This window comes from Escherichia sp. MOD1-EC5433 (genome assembly GCF_002966005.1).
Classification (GTDB): Bacteria; Pseudomonadota; Gammaproteobacteria; order Enterobacterales; family Enterobacteriaceae; genus Escherichia; species Escherichia ruysiae.
Genome location: NZ_PTRL01000001.1, coordinates 477913 through 494525 on the forward strand (window position 1 = coordinate 477913; position 16613 = coordinate 494525).

The 16613-nt window shown below is 51.3% G+C and carries 16 protein-coding genes; 10 read left to right on the forward strand and 6 right to left on the reverse strand.

What is annotated here, in order from left to right; genetic code table 11:
• Positions 1–18 precede the first annotated feature (18 nt).
• A complete protein-coding gene (locus tag C3D30_RS02490; protein WP_105286404.1) occupies positions 19–711 on the reverse strand; it encodes a dTMP kinase in 693 nt (230 codons plus the stop codon).
• 173 nt (positions 712–884) lie between these two features.
• Here C3D30_RS02490 and C3D30_RS02495 point away from each other — a divergent pair, with 173 nt between their 5' ends.
• Genes C3D30_RS02495 through lptG form a run of 7 tightly spaced genes read left to right on the forward strand, consistent with a single transcriptional unit; the run spans position 885 to position 7352 of the window.
• On the forward strand, positions 885–1598 hold the full coding sequence (locus C3D30_RS02495) for a dTMP kinase (protein ID WP_001076283.1): 714 nt from the start codon (positions 885–887) through the stop codon (positions 1596–1598).
• A 30-nt stretch (positions 1599–1628) separates the two neighbouring features.
• Complete coding sequence (locus tag C3D30_RS02500; RefSeq protein WP_105286405.1) at positions 1629–2387, forward strand: nucleoside/nucleotide kinase family protein; 759 nt, start codon at positions 1629–1631, stop codon at positions 2385–2387.
• Positions 2388–2432: 45 nt separating this feature from the next.
• On the forward strand, positions 2433–3782 hold the full coding sequence (locus tag C3D30_RS02505; RefSeq protein WP_105286406.1) for a lipopolysaccharide biosynthesis protein: 1350 nt from the start codon (positions 2433–2435) through the stop codon (positions 3780–3782).
• The gene (locus C3D30_RS02510) at positions 3782–4618 is read left to right on the forward strand and encodes a hypothetical protein (protein ID WP_000984960.1); all 837 of its coding nucleotides are present in this window, start codon (positions 3782–3784) and stop codon (positions 4616–4618) included. The genes C3D30_RS02505 and C3D30_RS02510 overlap by 1 nt, the downstream gene beginning before the upstream one ends.
• Positions 4618–5175, forward strand: coding sequence for a YtfJ family protein (locus C3D30_RS02515; RefSeq protein WP_001116541.1), 558 nt, complete (start codon positions 4618–4620; stop codon positions 5173–5175). The genes C3D30_RS02510 and C3D30_RS02515 overlap by 1 nt, the downstream gene beginning before the upstream one ends.
• 30 nt (positions 5176–5205) lie before the next feature.
• Positions 5206–6276, forward strand: a complete 1071-nt coding sequence (gene lptF / locus C3D30_RS02520) for an LPS export ABC transporter permease LptF (RefSeq protein ID WP_000779664.1) — start codon at positions 5206–5208, stop codon at positions 6274–6276.
• Positions 6273–7352 carry an LPS export ABC transporter permease LptG gene (gene lptG / locus C3D30_RS02525; RefSeq protein WP_105286407.1) on the forward strand — a complete coding sequence of 360 codons (1080 nt, stop codon included), beginning with the start codon at positions 6273–6275 and terminating at the stop codon, positions 7350–7352. The genes lptF and lptG overlap by 4 nt, the downstream gene beginning before the upstream one ends.
• A 34-nt stretch (positions 7353–7386) precedes the next feature.
• On the opposite strand, the gene spt is transcribed toward lptG, so the two are convergent.
• The 4 genes from spt to C3D30_RS02545 are packed head-to-tail and all read right to left on the reverse strand — an operon-like array spanning position 7387 to position 11465.
• The gene (spt, locus tag C3D30_RS02530) at positions 7387–8559 is read right to left on the reverse strand and encodes a serine palmitoyltransferase (RefSeq protein WP_105285772.1); all 1173 of its coding nucleotides are present in this window, start codon (positions 8557–8559) and stop codon (positions 7387–7389) included.
• The gene (locus C3D30_RS02535) at positions 8559–8807 is read right to left on the reverse strand and encodes an acyl carrier protein (protein WP_000248094.1); all 249 of its coding nucleotides are present in this window, start codon (positions 8805–8807) and stop codon (positions 8559–8561) included. Before C3D30_RS02535 ends, spt begins: the two co-directional genes overlap by 1 nt.
• Before the next feature lie 31 nt (positions 8808–8838).
• A complete protein-coding gene (locus tag C3D30_RS02540) occupies positions 8839–9753 on the reverse strand; it encodes an NAD-dependent epimerase/dehydratase family protein (RefSeq protein WP_105286408.1) in 915 nt (304 codons plus the stop codon).
• A complete protein-coding gene (locus tag C3D30_RS02545; protein ID WP_207106059.1) occupies positions 9750–11465 on the reverse strand; it encodes a fatty acyl-AMP ligase in 1716 nt (571 codons plus the stop codon). Before C3D30_RS02545 ends, C3D30_RS02540 begins: the two co-directional genes overlap by 4 nt.
• A gap of 380 nt (positions 11466–11845) precedes the next feature.
• Between C3D30_RS02545 and yghO the strand changes: the two genes are divergently transcribed.
• A complete protein-coding gene (gene yghO, locus C3D30_RS02550) occupies positions 11846–12970 on the forward strand; it encodes a protein YghO (protein ID WP_105286410.1) in 1125 nt (374 codons plus the stop codon).
• Positions 12971–13040: 70 nt separating this feature from the next.
• Here the strand turns inward: yghO and glcC are convergent, their stop codons facing one another.
• Positions 13041–13811 (reverse strand): transcriptional regulator GlcC, encoded by a 771-nt coding sequence (gene glcC / locus C3D30_RS02555; RefSeq protein WP_105286411.1) that lies wholly within the window; start codon positions 13809–13811, stop codon positions 13041–13043.
• A gap of 250 nt (positions 13812–14061) precedes the next feature.
• On the opposite strand from glcC, the gene glcD reads away from it, so the two are divergent.
• Together glcD and glcE are read left to right on the forward strand one after the other, a co-directional pair.
• Positions 14062–15561, forward strand: a complete 1500-nt coding sequence (gene glcD, locus C3D30_RS02560; protein ID WP_000026094.1) for a glycolate oxidase subunit GlcD — start codon at positions 14062–14064, stop codon at positions 15559–15561.
• Positions 15561–16613: a glycolate oxidase subunit GlcE gene (gene glcE, locus C3D30_RS02565; protein WP_105286412.1), complete on the forward strand. Its 1053-nt coding sequence runs from the start codon at positions 15561–15563 to the stop codon at positions 16611–16613. The genes glcD and glcE overlap by 1 nt, the downstream gene beginning before the upstream one ends.

Below are 16613 nucleotides of genomic sequence, written 5' to 3' on the forward strand. Positions count from 1 at the left end.
GGGCATTTCCATTTTTGACTAGTGATAACCACGCGCCGTCATAAAATCCGTAATCGCTTTTTCTGCATCAACCAGCACCTTTTCCAGTGGCTGATTGGCGTCGATATCAACCAGTTGTGCACCACCAAAGGTTAACTGTGGCGTTATGGCAATCTTTCTCGCCAGCGATTCCCGTTTATGGTCGGGTTTACGCGCGCAGGCAACTTCAAGGTCAACATTGAGTTTGATGACCAAATCAGGTTTATAGCTCGCCATCCAGTGAAACGCTTTACGTTCCTGGCTTGCCAGCCATGAGACAAACCAGCCACCTTCAACGTTGGGTGGGAACACCGTACCATCGTAAGCGCCAGGAATTTGGTCCTGCGGATAACGGTCGGTTAAGACAATCAACCCGCGACGACGACAGGCGAGCATATGGCGAAAACGCAGTAAGCGACGGGCGACAAATGCCGTAATCACCAGCGCCGGAACCGGCCCCGGTAATTTTTTTGCCGTTTTCACTTCATTTTTTTCAATGGTTTTATGCAGGGATTTTCCCATCAACGGTAATTTTGTCACCGCACGTCCGACATTTCCTGCCTGCTTTCCTAAATGAACTCTTTCGGCGGCACCATATTTTCCAACAACGTTAATGAGATGTTCACACACCGTTGACTTGCCTGAACCATCGCTACCAATGACAGCAATTAATGGAGGGGTTATTGACTGCATGAATATATCCTTAAATTTAAATACCTGCCCAAAATATTTATTTAATTAATATGTTTTTATGAAAGTGTAATTCAGGTCAATGTCACAATTAACCATTGTCACAATAAGGTTGAACAGATATTCTGAGCACCGACCACGTAATATTCAATACATTATTTGCTGCCGGGTTTTTCGTGAATCAACGTAATATGTCAATAATTAATTCCACGCCAGTGCGTGTTATTGCCATTGTGGGGTGTGATGGTTCAGGTAAATCGACTCTCACAGCAAGTCTGGTAAATGAACTGGCAACAAAAATGCCAACAGAACACATTTATCTCGGGCAATCTTCCGGGAGAATTGGCGAATGGATATCACATCTTCCAGTAATTGGCGCGCCTTTTGGGCGTTATCTGCGGGGGAAAGCGGCACATGTGCATGAAAAGCCGTCAACGCCGCCCGGCAATATTACCGCGCTGGTTATTTATTTGCTTTCCTGCTGGCGGGCGTACAAGTTTCGCAAAATGTTGCGTAAAAGCCAGCAAGGCTATCTGTTGATTACCGACCGTTACCCACAGGTCGAAGTGCCTGGTTTTCGCTTTGATGGCCCGCAACTGGCAAAAACTACTGGCGGTAACGGCTGGATAAAAATGTTAAGGCAACGCGAGCTGAAACTATACCAGTGGATGGCGTCTTATTTGCCTGTGTTATTGATTCGTCTTGCTATTGATGAACAGACGGCATTTTCCCGCAAGCCCGATCATCAACTGGCGGCGTTACAGGAAAAAATCGCTGTTACGCCACAACTGACGTTCAATAGCGCAAAGATACTGGAACTGGACGGGCGACAACCTGCTGATGAAATCCTGCAAGCCTCATTACGCGCGATTCACGCCGCACTTTCCTGATCACCAAAATGGATAGGGGATGATTTACGAATGGATGCACTACAAACGCAAACTGTTAACAGTACAACCGCGCCGCAACCCAACTACATTCCAGGGCTGATTGCGGTGGTTGGGTGCGATGGCACCGGTAAATCCACATTGACCACCGATTTGGTTAAATCGCTGCAACAACACTGGCAAACTGAGCGTCGTTATCTGGGGCTGCTATCCGGCGAAGACGGCGACAAAATTAAACGCTTGCCGCTCGTTGGCGTCTGGCTGGAACGGCGTCTGGCGGCCAAATCCTCGAAAACTCAAAGTATGAAAACTAAATCTCCGGCGCTATGGGCGGCGGTGATTATGTACTGCTTTTCTCTGCGAAGAATGGCGAATCTGCGCAAGGTTCAGCGACTGGCGAAAAGTGGTGTTCTGGTGGTCAGCGATCGCTTCCCGCAGGCGGAAATTTCCGGTTTTTATTATGACGGACCGGGGATTGGCGTCGAACGCGCCAGCGGCAAAATCAACATGTTTCTGGCACAGCGCGAGCGGCGCTTATATCAACAAATGGCGCAATATCGTCTTGAATTAATTATTCGTCTGGGCATTGATATTGATACCGCCATCTCCCGCAAGCCAGATCACGACTATGCCGAGCTGCAGGACAAAATCGGAGTTATGTCGAAGATTGGCTATAACGGCACAAAAATTCTTGAGATTGATTCCAGAGCGCCCTACCACGACGTGCTGGAACAGGCGCAGAAAGCGGTTTCTCTGGTTGCCATCGTTTCTGACCGCCGAAGTTTAACTTAAGGCTGGCGGGATACTTTTTACTATCAACGATAAGGTCAGGCTGAATTGGCGGGTTTTAACATCAAACATTGGTTTGCAGATGGAGCCTTTCGCACCATTATTCGCAATAGCGCCTGGTTAGGCTCCAGCAATGTCGTGAGCGCCTTGCTGGGCTTACTGGCGCTCTCGTGCGCTGGTAAAGGGATGACGCCAGCGATGTTTGGCGTACTGGTGATTGTGCAATCGTATGCTAAGTCGATCAGCGATTTTATTAAGTTTCAGACATGGCAGTTGGTAGTGCAGTACGGAACGCCAGCCTTAACCAACAATAACCCCCAACAATTTCGTAATGTCGTCTCGTTTTCCTTTTCGCTGGATATCATCAGCGGCGCGGTGGCGATTGTCGGCGGCATTGCCTTACTGCCATTTCTTTCCCATTCATTAGGTCTGGATGAGCAAAGCTTTTGGCTGGCGGCGCTCTATTGCACGCTGATCCCCTCAATGGCTTCTTCCACGCCGACCGGCATTCTGCGCGCTGTCGATCGCTTCGATTTAATTGCGGTGCAGCAGGCTACAAAACCCTTTCTGCGAGCGGCGGGTAGCGTAATCGCCTGGTATTTTGACTTTGGTTTTGCGGGCTTTGTTATTGCCTGGTACGCCTCGAATCTGGTTGGCGGCACGATGTACTGGTGGTTTGCTGCGCGTGAATTACGCCGCAGAAATATCCATAACGCCTTCAAATTGAATCTGTTCGAGTCTGCCCGTCATATCAAAGGCGCGTGGAGTTTTGTCTGGTCAACCAACATTGCTCACTCCATCTGGTCGGCGCGTAACTCGTGCAGCACCGTGCTGGTGGGGATTGTGTTGGGGCCAGCCGCCGCTGGGTTATTTAAAATCGCCATGACATTCTTCGATGCCGCCGGTACGCCAGCGGGTTTGCTGGGTAAAAGTTTTTATCCAGAGGTAATGCGATTAGATCCGCGCACTACCAGACCGTGGTTGTTAGGCGTGAAGTCAGGTTTACTGGCTGGCGGAATCGGTATTCTGGTGGCGCTCGCGGTGCTAATCGTCGGCAAGCCGCTCATTTCGCTGGTATTTGGCGTTAAATATCTCGAAGCATATGACCTGATCCAGGTGATGCTTGGCGCGATTGTTATTTCGATGCTGGGCTTCCCGCAGGAGTCATTGCTATTGATGGCGGGTAAACAGCGCGCCTTCCTCGTAGCGCAAACCATCGCTTCAATCGGCTACATCGTTTTGCTGTTCATGTTTTGTCATCTGTTTGGCGTGCTGGGAGCAGCGTTTGCTTATTTCGGCGGTCAATGTCTGGACGTGGCGCTCTCACTAATTCCGACCTTAAAGGCGTTCTTTCAGCGCCATTCATTGCTTTATAACGCAGCCGGAGAGAAATCCTGATGATGAGAAAATATTTTCCGCTTGAGGCGAGCGAGCGTTTATTTGTTGCGATTGAGGAAGATGATGTTGTTGACGCGCAGGTCAGTTTGCCGCCGACAATCGCCCTGGGTTGTACCGCCGAAATCATCCATGATAATTACGCGTTATGTCTGCAATTCTGGCTAAATGGCGTTGATCATAAGGAGTTGCTGCGTTTAATCCATAAACAAACCAAAGGCGATGAGCTTTCGGCTGAAGAGCGCAAACAATTTAAATACATGCGAGCGCGCTATAAGCATTTACGTTTTGCTCAACGGTTGTATTTAAAGAAGCATCAGGCCGGATTTTTATTCGGCAAAACGACGGTATGTCTGGGCCATTTTCAGGATGGTTTTCGTAACGGTAAGAAAAATATCGTGTCGTATTACGGTAACCTGTTACGGATTTATTTAAGCTCCCCGGTCTGGTCGTTAGTGAACTGGTCATTACGCCATAGCCAGTTAGAAAGCGTGAACGGTTTTATTGCCTATCGGCAAAAGCAAATGCATATCCTGAAAGAGATTATTGCCAAACCGCGACTAACCGGCAGGGAATTTCATGATGTGCGAAAAATCATCAGTCAGCAGGTTTCTTATTACGACACCCTAAGATCGCTTGATCCTGAAAATAAAGAGGCGTTACAGATTTCCCGCTTCCTCGCTGCCATTAATGGTCTGATGGGGGATAAGCACGACGACATGGTGGCAGATGATATGGAAAACCGCCGGTCATATGACGCACCGGTGGCGCTGGATAGCGATATTCGCCAGCGTTTAGAGCTGCTTATCTCGCGTTTTCCGCTATATCCGGAGCAATAATGCCATTTCGTCGGATTGTCGCGCTGATCATTGCGCTCTTAGCGCCAGTCGTGGCGGCGCATAATTTTGTCACTGGAAAACGGGTAACTCCTGTTTATATCCAGGAAGGCGGCGAGCTACTGCTTAATAACGACGAAATTCACTACCAAAAGTGGAACAGTACGCAACTGGCGGGAAAAGTCCGCATTATCCAGTATATCGCCGGGCGCAAGTCGGCAAAGAAAAAGAACTCACTGTTAATCAAAGCAGTAGAAGCAGCAAACTTTCCGCAGGATCGTTTTCAGCCCACCACTATTGTGAATACCGATGATGCCATCTTTGGCACAGGCTATTTTGTGAGCGGTAAAATCGAGAAAAATAAACGCCGCTATCCGTGGGCGCAATTCGTTATCGATGGTAACGGTCTGGGGCGCACCGCTTGGCAACTGCCGGAACAGAGTTCAACCATTCTGGTGCTGAATAAAAACGGGCAAATTCAGTGGGCAAAGGACGGCAGCCTGACGCCGGAAGAGGTAGATCATGTTATTGCGCTGGCGCAGAAGCTGATCAATGAATAAAAAACTCAAAGGATTGAGGGCGTTAGTGAGATGAAGCTGGTTGAACATTACATCATGCGCGGTACGCGCCGTCTGGTGCTGATTATCGTCGGTTTTCTGATCTTTATTTTCGCCAGCTATTCCGCACAGCGTTATCTGACCGAAGCGGCAAATGGCACTTTAGCTCTCAACGTTGTGCTGGATATCGTTTTTTACAAAGTGCTGATTGCACTGGAGATGTTGTTACCGGTTGGCCTGTATGTGTCAGTTGGCGTGACGCTTGGGCAGATGTATACCGACTCAGAAATTACCGCAATTTCTGCGGCGGGAGGCAGCCCGGCGCGTTTGTATAAAGCTGTTCTTTACCTTGCTATACCGTTAAGTATTTTTGTCACCGTTTTGTCGATGTATGGTCGGCCGTGGGCTTATGCGCAGATTTATCAACTGGAGCAACAGTCGCAGTCGGAGCTGGATGTCCGCCAGCTACGGGCGAAAAAATTTAATACTAACGATAATGGGCGGATGATCCTCTCGCAGACGGTTGATCAAGACAATAATCGCCTGACTGACGCGCTGATATACACTTCTACGGCCAATCGAACCCGCATTTTTCGTGCCCGCTCCGTTGATGTTATCGATCCCTCTCCGGACAAACCGACCGTCATGTTGCATAACGGCACAGCCTATCTTCTCGATCATCAGGGCAGTGACGACAACGAACAGATCTATCGCAATCTGCAATTACATCTGAATCCGCTGGATCAAAGCCCTAACGTCAAACGCAAAGCGAAATCGCTCACGGAGCTGGCGCATTCTGTCTTTCCTGCCGATCACGCCGAATTGCAATGGCGACAAAGCCGTGGCGTGACTGCGTTGTTAATGGCACTGATGGCTATCTCTTTAAGTCGGGTAAAACCACGGCAGGGGCGATTTTCTACCTTATTGCCTTTAACGTTACTGTTTATTGCCATTTTTTATGGCGGAGACGTTTGCCGCACTCTGGTGGCGAACGGTGCAATTCCTGTTATCCCTGGTTTGTGGTTAGTGCCTGGACTGATGTTGACTGGTTTGTTGGTGCTGGTTGCTCGCGACTTCTCTTTGCTGCAGAAATTTTCCCGATGAATGTCTTCAGTCGCTATTTAATCCGTCACCTGTTTCTCGGTTTTGCCGCTGCCGCAGGACTACTGCTGCCGCTTTTTACCACCTTCAACCTGATTAACGAGCTGGATGATGTCAGCCCTGGCGGTTATCGCTGGACTCAGGCTGTTCTGGTGGTGGTGATGACCCTGCCACGCACACTGGTCGATCTTGCGCCGTTTATCGCGTTATTAGGGGGGATTGTCGGTCTTGGGCAGTTATCGAAAAACAGTGAACTTACCGCTATTCGCAGCACGGGATTTTCCATTTTCCGTATCGCGCTGGTGGTGCTGGTCGCCGGAATGCTGTGGACAGTCTCGTTAGGCGCGATTGATGAGTGGGTAGCGTCGCCATTGCAGCAACAGGCGATGCAAATCAAATCGACCGCCACCGCGTTAGGGGGGGACGATGACATCACCGGCAACATGTTGTGGGCCAGACGTGACAATGAATTTGTGACGGTGAAATCGCTGAATGAACAGGGCCAGCCGGTAGGCGTGGAGATATTTCATTACCGCGACGATCTGTCACTCGAATCCTACATTTACGCGCGCAGCGCCACCATCGAAGACGATAAAACGTGGCTCCTGCACGGTGTGAATCATAAAAAATGGCTTAATGGCAAAGAAACGCTGGAAACATTAGATAATCTGCCGTGGCAATCGACGTTCACCAGTATAAATCTCGAAGAGTTATCGATGCCGGGTAATAGCTTTTCTGTCCGCCAGCTCAACCATTACATTCATTATTTGCAGGAAACCGGGCAACCGAGCAGTGAATATCGTCTGGCACTGTGGGAAAAGCTGGGACACCCCATCTTAACTCTGGCGATGATTTTACTGGCTGTGCCGTTTACCTTTAGCGCCCCGCGCTCACCGGGGATGGGCAGCCGTCTTGCTGTGGGCGTGATCGTTGGCTTGCTTACCTGGATCAGCTATCAAATCATGGTCAATCTGGGATTGCTATTTGCGTTGAGCGCCCCAGCGACTGCGCTCGGTTTACCGGTAGCGTTTGTGCTGGTGGCGTTGAGTCTGGTGTATTGGTATGACAGGCAACACTAAACCCGCCGTGGCGTAATACCACGACGGGTTAACATTACTGTTTCAGCGTGGCAAATGCCTGAATGATGGCATCGATTTGTTCGCGGCTGTGCGCAGCGTTAACGCTACAGCGCAGCAGCGTAATGCCCGCAGGCGCAGCAGGTGGCAGGATAAGATTCACATAAACACCTAGAGAGATAAGCTCGCGCCAGATGCGTAACCCTTCCTCTTTCGAACCGATTATCACTGGCACTACCGGGCTAATATGCGAGCTTAGCTCGTAACCCAATTTTTGCAGACCGTCATACAGATGGTTGGCGTTATCCATCAACTTTTGCCGCAACTCTGGTTGTGTGGCAATGGTTCTTAACGACGAGCGCACGGTCGCAATGCAGGAAGGAGAAGGGGAGGCGGTGAAAATATACGGGCGGCTGCCGTAGCGCAGCACTTCCATCGCTTCCGAGCCGACAGCAAAACCGCCGATAGAGGCCAGACTCTTACTGAAGGTACCAACGATAATATCAACATCGTCCTCAACGCCAACGGCTTCAACCAGCCCACGCCCCGTTGCGCCTAACACGCCAAACGAATGAGCTTCATCGACAATCAAATAACCGCCGAGACGACGTTTGATATCAATAATTTCCGCCAGCGGCGCAACGTCGCCGAGCATACTGTAGATGCCCTCAACGATGATAATCGCCTCTTTCGCCCGTTCGCCGAGGCGAATCATGCGACGTTCCAGATCGTTGGCGTCGTTATGGCGAAAACGAATAATTTCCGCGCCGCCGAGAGAGCAGGCATCATAAATACTGGCGTGGCTATCGGCATCCAGCAACACCACGGCGTTATGGTCGGCAAGTGCGCTGATGACGCCTAAATTCGCGGTATAACCAGTTGAAAAAACAATAGCAGTAGGGCGATTGAAAAACTCGGCGATCTCTTTCTCTAACGCCAGATGCGGCGCATAGCTGCCATTAGCCATACGAGAACCGGTGGTGCCGGTGCCTTGTGTCGCTAACGCAGCCTGACCTTCGGCGATGGCCTCGTTATTGAAGGTTAAACCGAGATAATTATTGGTTCCGGCCAGGATCACTTTTTTATTGCCGATACGCCCTTCGGTGGCGGAATACACTTCATCAATACAGGTGCCAAACGGTGTTAAACCGTTATCACTAAATTGCAGTCGCTCGCCAGCAAGACGCACATATTTATCGTATAGCCCCATTATTTATTCTCCAGCCATGGAAGTAGTGTTTCCATTAATTGCGCAGGGGTTTTGACATCCAGCAGAATATTAATCGGAATGGAAATATCGAATCTGTCTTCCAGCATCATTAAGAGATCCATCACTTTGATCGATTCCAGACCAAGATCGTTGACGAGCGCGCTGTCAGGCTTAATTTCCACACCGTTTTCGACCAAATCCTGTAAACAGGAAAGGATGTAATCCATTACTATTTCACGATTTACCATAGAAACGTTAACACACCTTTAAACAAGACAATCAAAATAGCCCGTTGCGTAATGCGTGTTCCAGGCTAATCCCGGGAAACCAGTTAATATCTTCAGAAATACGGTTATTACTTGCCGACCAGTTGGCATGGGTTAATTCACGAATTTTCGAGCGGGTCAGCATAGGTTCTTTTCCTGCCAGGCGACTCAACGCGGTACTAATATCCGCAAGACAGGTGAGTAGCGGCAGAGGAATGCCGACCATTCGCACGGAACCACGACGGGCGGCAGCAGCAAGCTGTTGTACGCGCTGCCAGTCATAGCCTCCGGAGACGCCATCGCATAATTCATATGTTTGCGTTGGTACAGTTTCGGCGCTTAACCACAGACTCACAGCTTGCGCGAAATCGGTAACGTGCAGAAAAGAGAGTCGTGTTTCTGGTGCGCCAAGCCGTGGCAGCAAACCGCGCAGCATCCAGTCAAACAGTGGTTTTAGCTCTTTATCGCCGGGGCCATAGACTGCCGTCGGGCGAAAAACGCCCAGCGTAATTTCGTCAGCCATCGCAGCCAGCCGTTGTTCGGCGACGTGTTTGGAGTTTGCATACCAGGAGAGTTCAGGATGGCGTGCCGCCAGTGAAGAGATAAACAGAAAACGTTGGCAAAAGCCGCTCTCTTTTGCTGCCTGCATCAGACGCAGACTGCCGTCAACGTTACAGCGGGTAAAGACATCTTCTTTGTGCCCGCGCACTTGCCCGGCACAATGAACCACCGCACTGGCACCGGCAACCAGCTCGCTAAGCGAATGCGTATCTTCCAGCGAACCGCGCACCCAGATGAGATTATCGCTGACGTGAGCGCGGGCAGTACGCGTCAACGCGCGAACATGAAAGCCGCGAATGAGCAGGTTATCGATAATATATTTACCAATAAATCCGGTAGCACCCGTCACCGCGACTATTTGGCTCATACGAGAGATTCCTGCACAGCGGGATTAGCGGCGACGGCCTTCTGATAACGTTTTTTCGCTTCCGCACGGGCGGGCTTGCCGGAAGAGGTGCGGGGAATACTGTGGGGCGGTAACAGATCGATAGCCGCTGTCACGCCAAACTCGCTTTGTATCCGCGCCGCCAGCGAGTGGATAAGCTGCCTGCGACGTTCTTCGTCACTAATCCGACACTGGATCTGCAAAATGATTTTTTCCTGGGCGGTAACGAAAGCAATGGCATCGCCGGAGTGAATTTCCGGCTCCTGCTCCGCCAGGTACTCAATATCCTGCGGCCAGATATTGCGGATAATAATCAGATCTTTAATGCGTCCGGTGACATACAGATAACCGTCCAGCAGATAGCCGAGATCGCCAGTATCTAACCAACCCGTCGCAGCAATCTCGTCTTGCGAAGCCTGGTCGCCAAAGTAACCACTCATCAGGCTGGGGCCGGAGATGCAAATATGACCTACCACACGTTCCGTGACTGGAATACCTGCTTCATTACGGATTTCAATACCATGTTCCGGCAATGCTTTACCGCAGTTGACGAAAGTCGATACAGCGCGCGTTTCTGCGTTCGGCGCGATGGCTTTACCCTGATATTCGAGGATGTCGCGATCCACTTCGTTAACTACAACGCCGGAGGCTTCGTCAGAAAAACTGACGGCAAGTGCGTTCTCTGCCAGCCCGTAGCATGGCATGAAAGTTTTATCGTCAAAGTTAGCCTGACGGAAACATTCAGCAAATTGATGGAGTTGCTCTGCGGAGATTGGCTCAGCGCCAATACCGGCGACGCGCCAGCAGGAGAGATCCAGTTCAGCGAGATCTTTTTCATTCACCCGGCGCTGGCACAGTTCATAGCCAAACGGTGGCGCAACGGAAACGGTGCCGCGATTTTTGCTTATCAATTTAAGCCATTGCAGCGGGCGCATGGCGAAATCCTGAGTGCGCAAGTAATCCACTGAAAGCTGCGTGGCGACAGGTGTCAGGAGAAAACCGACCAGCCCCATATCATGATAGAAAGGCAGCCAGGAGACGCAGCGATCGCCCGGACGTAATTTAATGCCATCGTGGCTGATGGCACGTAGATTGGCCATCACTTCGCGATGAGTAATGATGACGCCACGGGGAAAACGGGTGCTGCCGGAGGTGTACTGGAGGTAGGCGATATCGTCTGGAACGGGATGCTGGAGCGTAACGTCGGCTTCCGGCAAGGATTTAAACCAGGCATGGCTTAACACATGCAACTCGGGGTTGTCATGCGTCGCGGCATTGACCAGCGGTAACCACTCATCGCCGGTGATAATCGCGGCTGGCTGACAGCTTGCCAGTAAGCCCTGCAATTTGGCGCTCCAGGAATCTCGTTGACCGACCCCCATCGGAATCGCCAACGGGACGGCGACTAACCCGGCATACTGGCAGGCAAAAAATGCTTCGACAAACCCGCTACTGGTTTCGGCAATCAGCGCCACGCGATCGCCTTTTTTCAGGTTCAGCGATAACAACCGCTTTGCGCCTGCTTCGGCATGTGCTTTTAAATTGTGATATTCCAGTTCATCTTCAAGCTGGCAACGTCTGTCATAAAAGTTCATTCCGGCGCGGCCCAGAGCGGCATAATCCAAAGCATCAACCAGCGTTGGAAAATCGGCATAGCGCATAGGCAGGGAATACGTAAAAATTTTATTAGACATATACACCACGAGAAAATTGGATATCAAAAATAAAATGACAATAATGCGGTAGATTATATATGCATAAAAGATAAATGAGATAGTATTTTCACGGGTGCGATATTGAACATTGATTTAAATAATGGTTTTAACTTTTTTGTTTTTTATTGTGAATAATATTTGATTTGTGAATATATTAAGTAAGTGGCCTGTCTGGTCGCATTAAGCACTAACGATTAATATTTTTTCAGATAATGTAGGTGATGGTATTATCGCAATAATTAAAAACAGTATTTTATATTCATCGGATGGATTATTAAGGTGCCGAATGTCTCGGTTTATGCCCGTATTCCCTCCGTTAATTATTTGTTAGCCACTGAGCCAGGGAATGCGGTCTGCTGATGATTAAAATTGAAAAAGTAATTAATAAAAATGACCTTAAGGCATTTATCGCTTTTCCGTCATCACTTTATCCCGATGATCCAAACTGGATCCCCCCTTTGTTCATTGAACGCAGCGAGCATTTGTCCAGGAAGAATCCGGGGACGGAGCATATTATCTGGCAGGCGTGGGTGGCAAAAAAAGCGGGGCAGATAGTCGGGCGCATTACCGCGCAAATCGATACTTTGCACCGTGAGCGTTACGGTGAAGATACTGGTCATTTCGGTATGATTGACGCCATTGATGATCCGCAGGTTTTTGCCGCTTTATTTGGCGCAGCGGAAGCGTGGTTGAAGTCACAAGGCGCGCGCAACATCAGCGGACCTTTCAGCCTGAATATCAATCAGGAAAGCGGATTACTGATTGAAGGTTTCGATACACCGCCATGCGCGATGATGCCGCACGGTAAACCGTGGTATGCCGCGCATATTGAACAATTGGGTTATCGCAAAGGCATTGATCTACTGGCGTGGTGGATGCAGCGAACCGATCTTACTTTCTCTCCGGCGCTAAAAAAACTGATGGATCAGGTACGCAAAAAGGTGACCATTCGCTGCATCAATCGCCAGCGGTTTGCCGAAGAAATGCAGGTTCTGCGTGAGATTTTCAACTCTGGCTGGCAGCACAACTGGGGATTTGTGCCGTTTACCGAACATGAGTTCGCGACCATGGGCGATCAGCTTAAGTACCTGGTGCCGGACGATATGATCTACATCGCCGAGATTGATTCTGCACCCTGTGCGTTTATTGTCGGCTTACCGAACATCAACGAAGCGATTGCCGATCTGAATGGATCGCTCTTTCCCTTCGGCTGGGCAAAATTGCTGTGGCGCTTAAAAGTCAGCGGTGTGCGAACTGCGCGAGTGCCGCTGATGGGGGTACGTGACGAGTATCAGTTTAGCCGCATTGGCCCGGTGATCGCGCTGCTGCTGATTGAAGCATTACGCGATCCGTTTGCTCGCAGGAAGATTGATGCGCTGGAGATGTCATGGATCCTCGAAACCAATACAGGCATGAATAATATGCTGGAACGCATTGGGGCGGAGCCGTATAAACGTTACCGGTTGTATGAAAAGCACATTTAATACCAGATCCCATTAAGCGCAGGGGCGGTCCCCTCGCCCCAGGGGAAGAGGATGAGGGGGGAAACCCTGCTCACATTCCCCCCGGATTCATCTCCAGCGGCACCGCCGAGCGAATCAAGTGGTGGCCTTCCAGCTCGATATCGTGGAGATTCTTTTTTACGGTCATCACGTGATCGCGGGCGGCGCGCTGGGCGACATGCGGCAGCCGCTGCAAAACCGCGTTATAGATCCGCGCATGTTGGCGATCGATCTGTTTCTTCTGCCGTGGTCGATGGTAGAGATTATTCACGCTGGCAAACACCGAATTAAACATCAGGTCGGTCAATGATTGCAGAGTAAACACCAGCACCTGATTGTGGGAAGCCTGGCAAATCGCTCGATGAAAAGCGTGATCCAACTGCGCATGTTCGATCAGCGAAATCTCTTTGTTGTTCTCACTGGCGGCGAGCATTTTTTCATAACAGCGGGTAATCAAGACAAAATCAGCCTGGGTTCCCAGCGTTGCCGCCAGCCTTGCCGATTCACCTTCCAGCAGTGCGCGAACGTCGAGCAGATCGTACAGCGTTCGCGGCTGCGTACTGAACAGATGGATTAGCGGGCTGGTGTCCTGCACCCGATCAAGACGAGCCACACGGGAATCACGCCCCTGCGCCGTTTCAATAATCCCGCGCCCGCGCAGCACGGTCAGCCCTTCACGCAGTGCGGAGCGTGAGAAGCCGAGCTTTTCACACAGTCGACGTTCCGAGGGAAGCGGCTGTCCGACCTTCAGCACGCCGTCGATAATTAACCGTTCGATACTCTCTGCAACCACTTCGCAAATAGGGCGACGCTCATCTTTCATTGCCGGACCTCGTGCACAGGTAGGACCAATTTTTCTGTTCTTAATTTGCAAAACACGTACATCACGCAAGTGATTATGTTACATCAATTTAACATTAAGTTAACCAAGGCAAGGTCACAGAGCTGGAAAAAAAATGGTCTGACCGGTAGCTAAAGAGATAGACGAAAACAAAAAGCCCGCTTAATAACTGTTCACAGAAGCAGCGCGCAAAAATCAGCTGCCACACAACACAACAAAGCGAAGCCTACTCATGAGCATCTTGTACGAAGAGCGTCTTGATGGCGCTTTACCCGATGTCGACCGCACATCGGTACTGATGGCACTGCGTGAGCATGTCCCTGGACTGGAGATCCTGCATACCGATGAGGAGATCATTCCTTACGAGTGTGACGGGTTGAGCGCGTATCGCACGCGTCCATTACTGGTTGTTCTGCCTAAGCAGATGGAACAGGTGGCAGCGATTCTGGCTGTCTGCCACCGTCTGCGTGTACCGGTAGTGACCCGTGGCGCAGGCACCGGGCTTTCTGGCGGCGCGTTGCCGCTGGAAAAAGGTGTGTTGTTGGTGATGGCGCGCTTTAAAGAAATCCTCGACATTAACCCCGTCGGTCGCCGCGCGCGCGTGCAGCCGGGCGTGCGTAACCTGGCGATCTCCCAGGCCGTTGCGCCGCATAATCTCTATTACGCACCGGATCCCTCCTCGCAAATCGCCTGTTCTATTGGCGGCAACGTGGCGGAAAACGCCGGAGGCGTCCACTGCCTGAAATATGGTCTGACCGTACATAACCTGCTGAAAATCGAAGTGCAAACGCTGGACGGCGAGGCGCTGACGTTGGGATCGGACGCGCTGGATTCGCCTGGTTTTGACCTGCTGGCGCTGTTCACCGGATCGGAAGGTATGCTCGGCGTGACCACCGAAGTGACGGTAAAACTGCTGCCGAAGCCGCCCGTGGCGCGGGTTCTGTTAGCCAGCTTTGACTCGGTAGAAAAAGCCGGACTTGCGGTTGGTGACATCATCGCCAATGGCATTATCCCCGGCGGGCTGGAGATGATGGATAACCTGTCGATCCGCGCGGCGGAAGATTTTATTCATGCTGGTTATCCCGTCGATGCCGAAGCGATTTTGTTGTGCGAGCTGGACGGCGTGGAGTCTGACGTTCAGGAAGACTGCGAGCGTGTTAACGACATCTTACTGAAAGCGGGCGCGACTGACGTCCGTCTGGCACAGGACGAAGCAGAGCGCGTACGTTTCTGGGCCGGTCGCAAAAACGCCTTCCCGGCGGTGGGGCGTATCTCGCCGGATTACTACTGTATGGACGGCACCATTCCGCGCCGTGCGCTGCCTGGCGTACTGGAAGGCATTGCCCGTTTATCACAGCAATATGATTTACGCGTTGCCAACGTCTTTCACGCGGGAGACGGCAACATGCACCCGTTAATCCTTTTCGATGCCAACGAACCCGGTGAATTTGCCCGTGCGGAAGAGTTGGGTGGGAAGATCCTCGAACTCTGCGTCGAAGTGGGCGGCAGCATCAGTGGGGAACATGGCATCGGGCGCGAAAAAATCAATCAAATGTGCGCCCAGTTCAACAGCGATGAAATCACGACCTTCCATGCGGTCAAGGCGGCGTTTGACCCTGATGGTTTGCTGAACCCAGGGAAAAACATTCCCACACTGCACCGCTGCGCTGAATTTGGTGCCATGCACGTGCATCACGGTCATTTACCTTTCCCTGAACTGGAGCGTTTCTGATGCTACGCGAGTGTGATTACAGCCAGGTGTTACTGGAGCAGGTGAATCAGGCGATTAGCGATAAAACGCCGCTGGTAATTCAGGGAAGCAATAGCAAAGCCTTTTTAGGTCGCCCTGTCGCCGGGCAAACGCTGGATGTGCGTTGCCATCGCGGCATTGTTAATTACGACCCGACCGAACTGGTGATCACCGCTCGCGCCGGAACGCCGCTGGTGGCGATTGAAGCGGCGCTGGAGAGCGCCGGGCAAATGCTCCCCTGCGAGCCGCCGCATTATGGTGAAGAAGCCACCTGGGGCGGGATGGTTGCCTGCGGACTGGCGGGGCCGCGTCGCCCGTGGAGCGGATCGGTACGCGATTTTGTCCTCGGCACGCGCATCATTACCGGCACAGGAAAACATCTACGTTTTGGCGGCGAAGTGATGAAAAACGTTGCCGGATACGATCTCTCGCGATTAATGGCCGGAAGCTACGGTTGTCTTGGCGTGCTCACTGAAATCTCAATGAAAGTGTTACCGCGACCGCGCGCCACCTTGAGCCTGCGTCGGGAAATCAGCCTGCAAGAAGCCATGAGTGAAATCGCCCAGTGGCAACTTCAGCCATTACCCATTAGTGGCTTATGTTACTTCGACAATGCGTTGTGGATCCGTCTTGAAGGCGGTGAAGGATCGGTAAAAGCAGCGCGTGAACTGCTGGGGGGCGAAGAGGTTGCGGGTCAGTTCTGGCAGCAATTGCGTGAACAACAACTGCCGTTCTTCTCATTACCGGGCACTTTATGGCGCATTTCCTTACCTACCGATGCGCCGATGATGGATTTACCCGGCGAGCAACTGATCGACTGGGGCGGGGCGTTACGCTGGCTGAAATCGACAGCCGATGACAATCAAATCCACCGCATCGCCCGCAACGCTGGCGGTCATGCGACTCGCTTTAGTGCCGGAGATGGCGGCTTTGCTCCGCTACCGGCTCCTTTATTCCGCTATCACCAGCAGCTTAAACAGCAGCTCGACCCTTGCGGCGTGTTTAACCCCGGTCGCATGTACGCGGAACTTTGA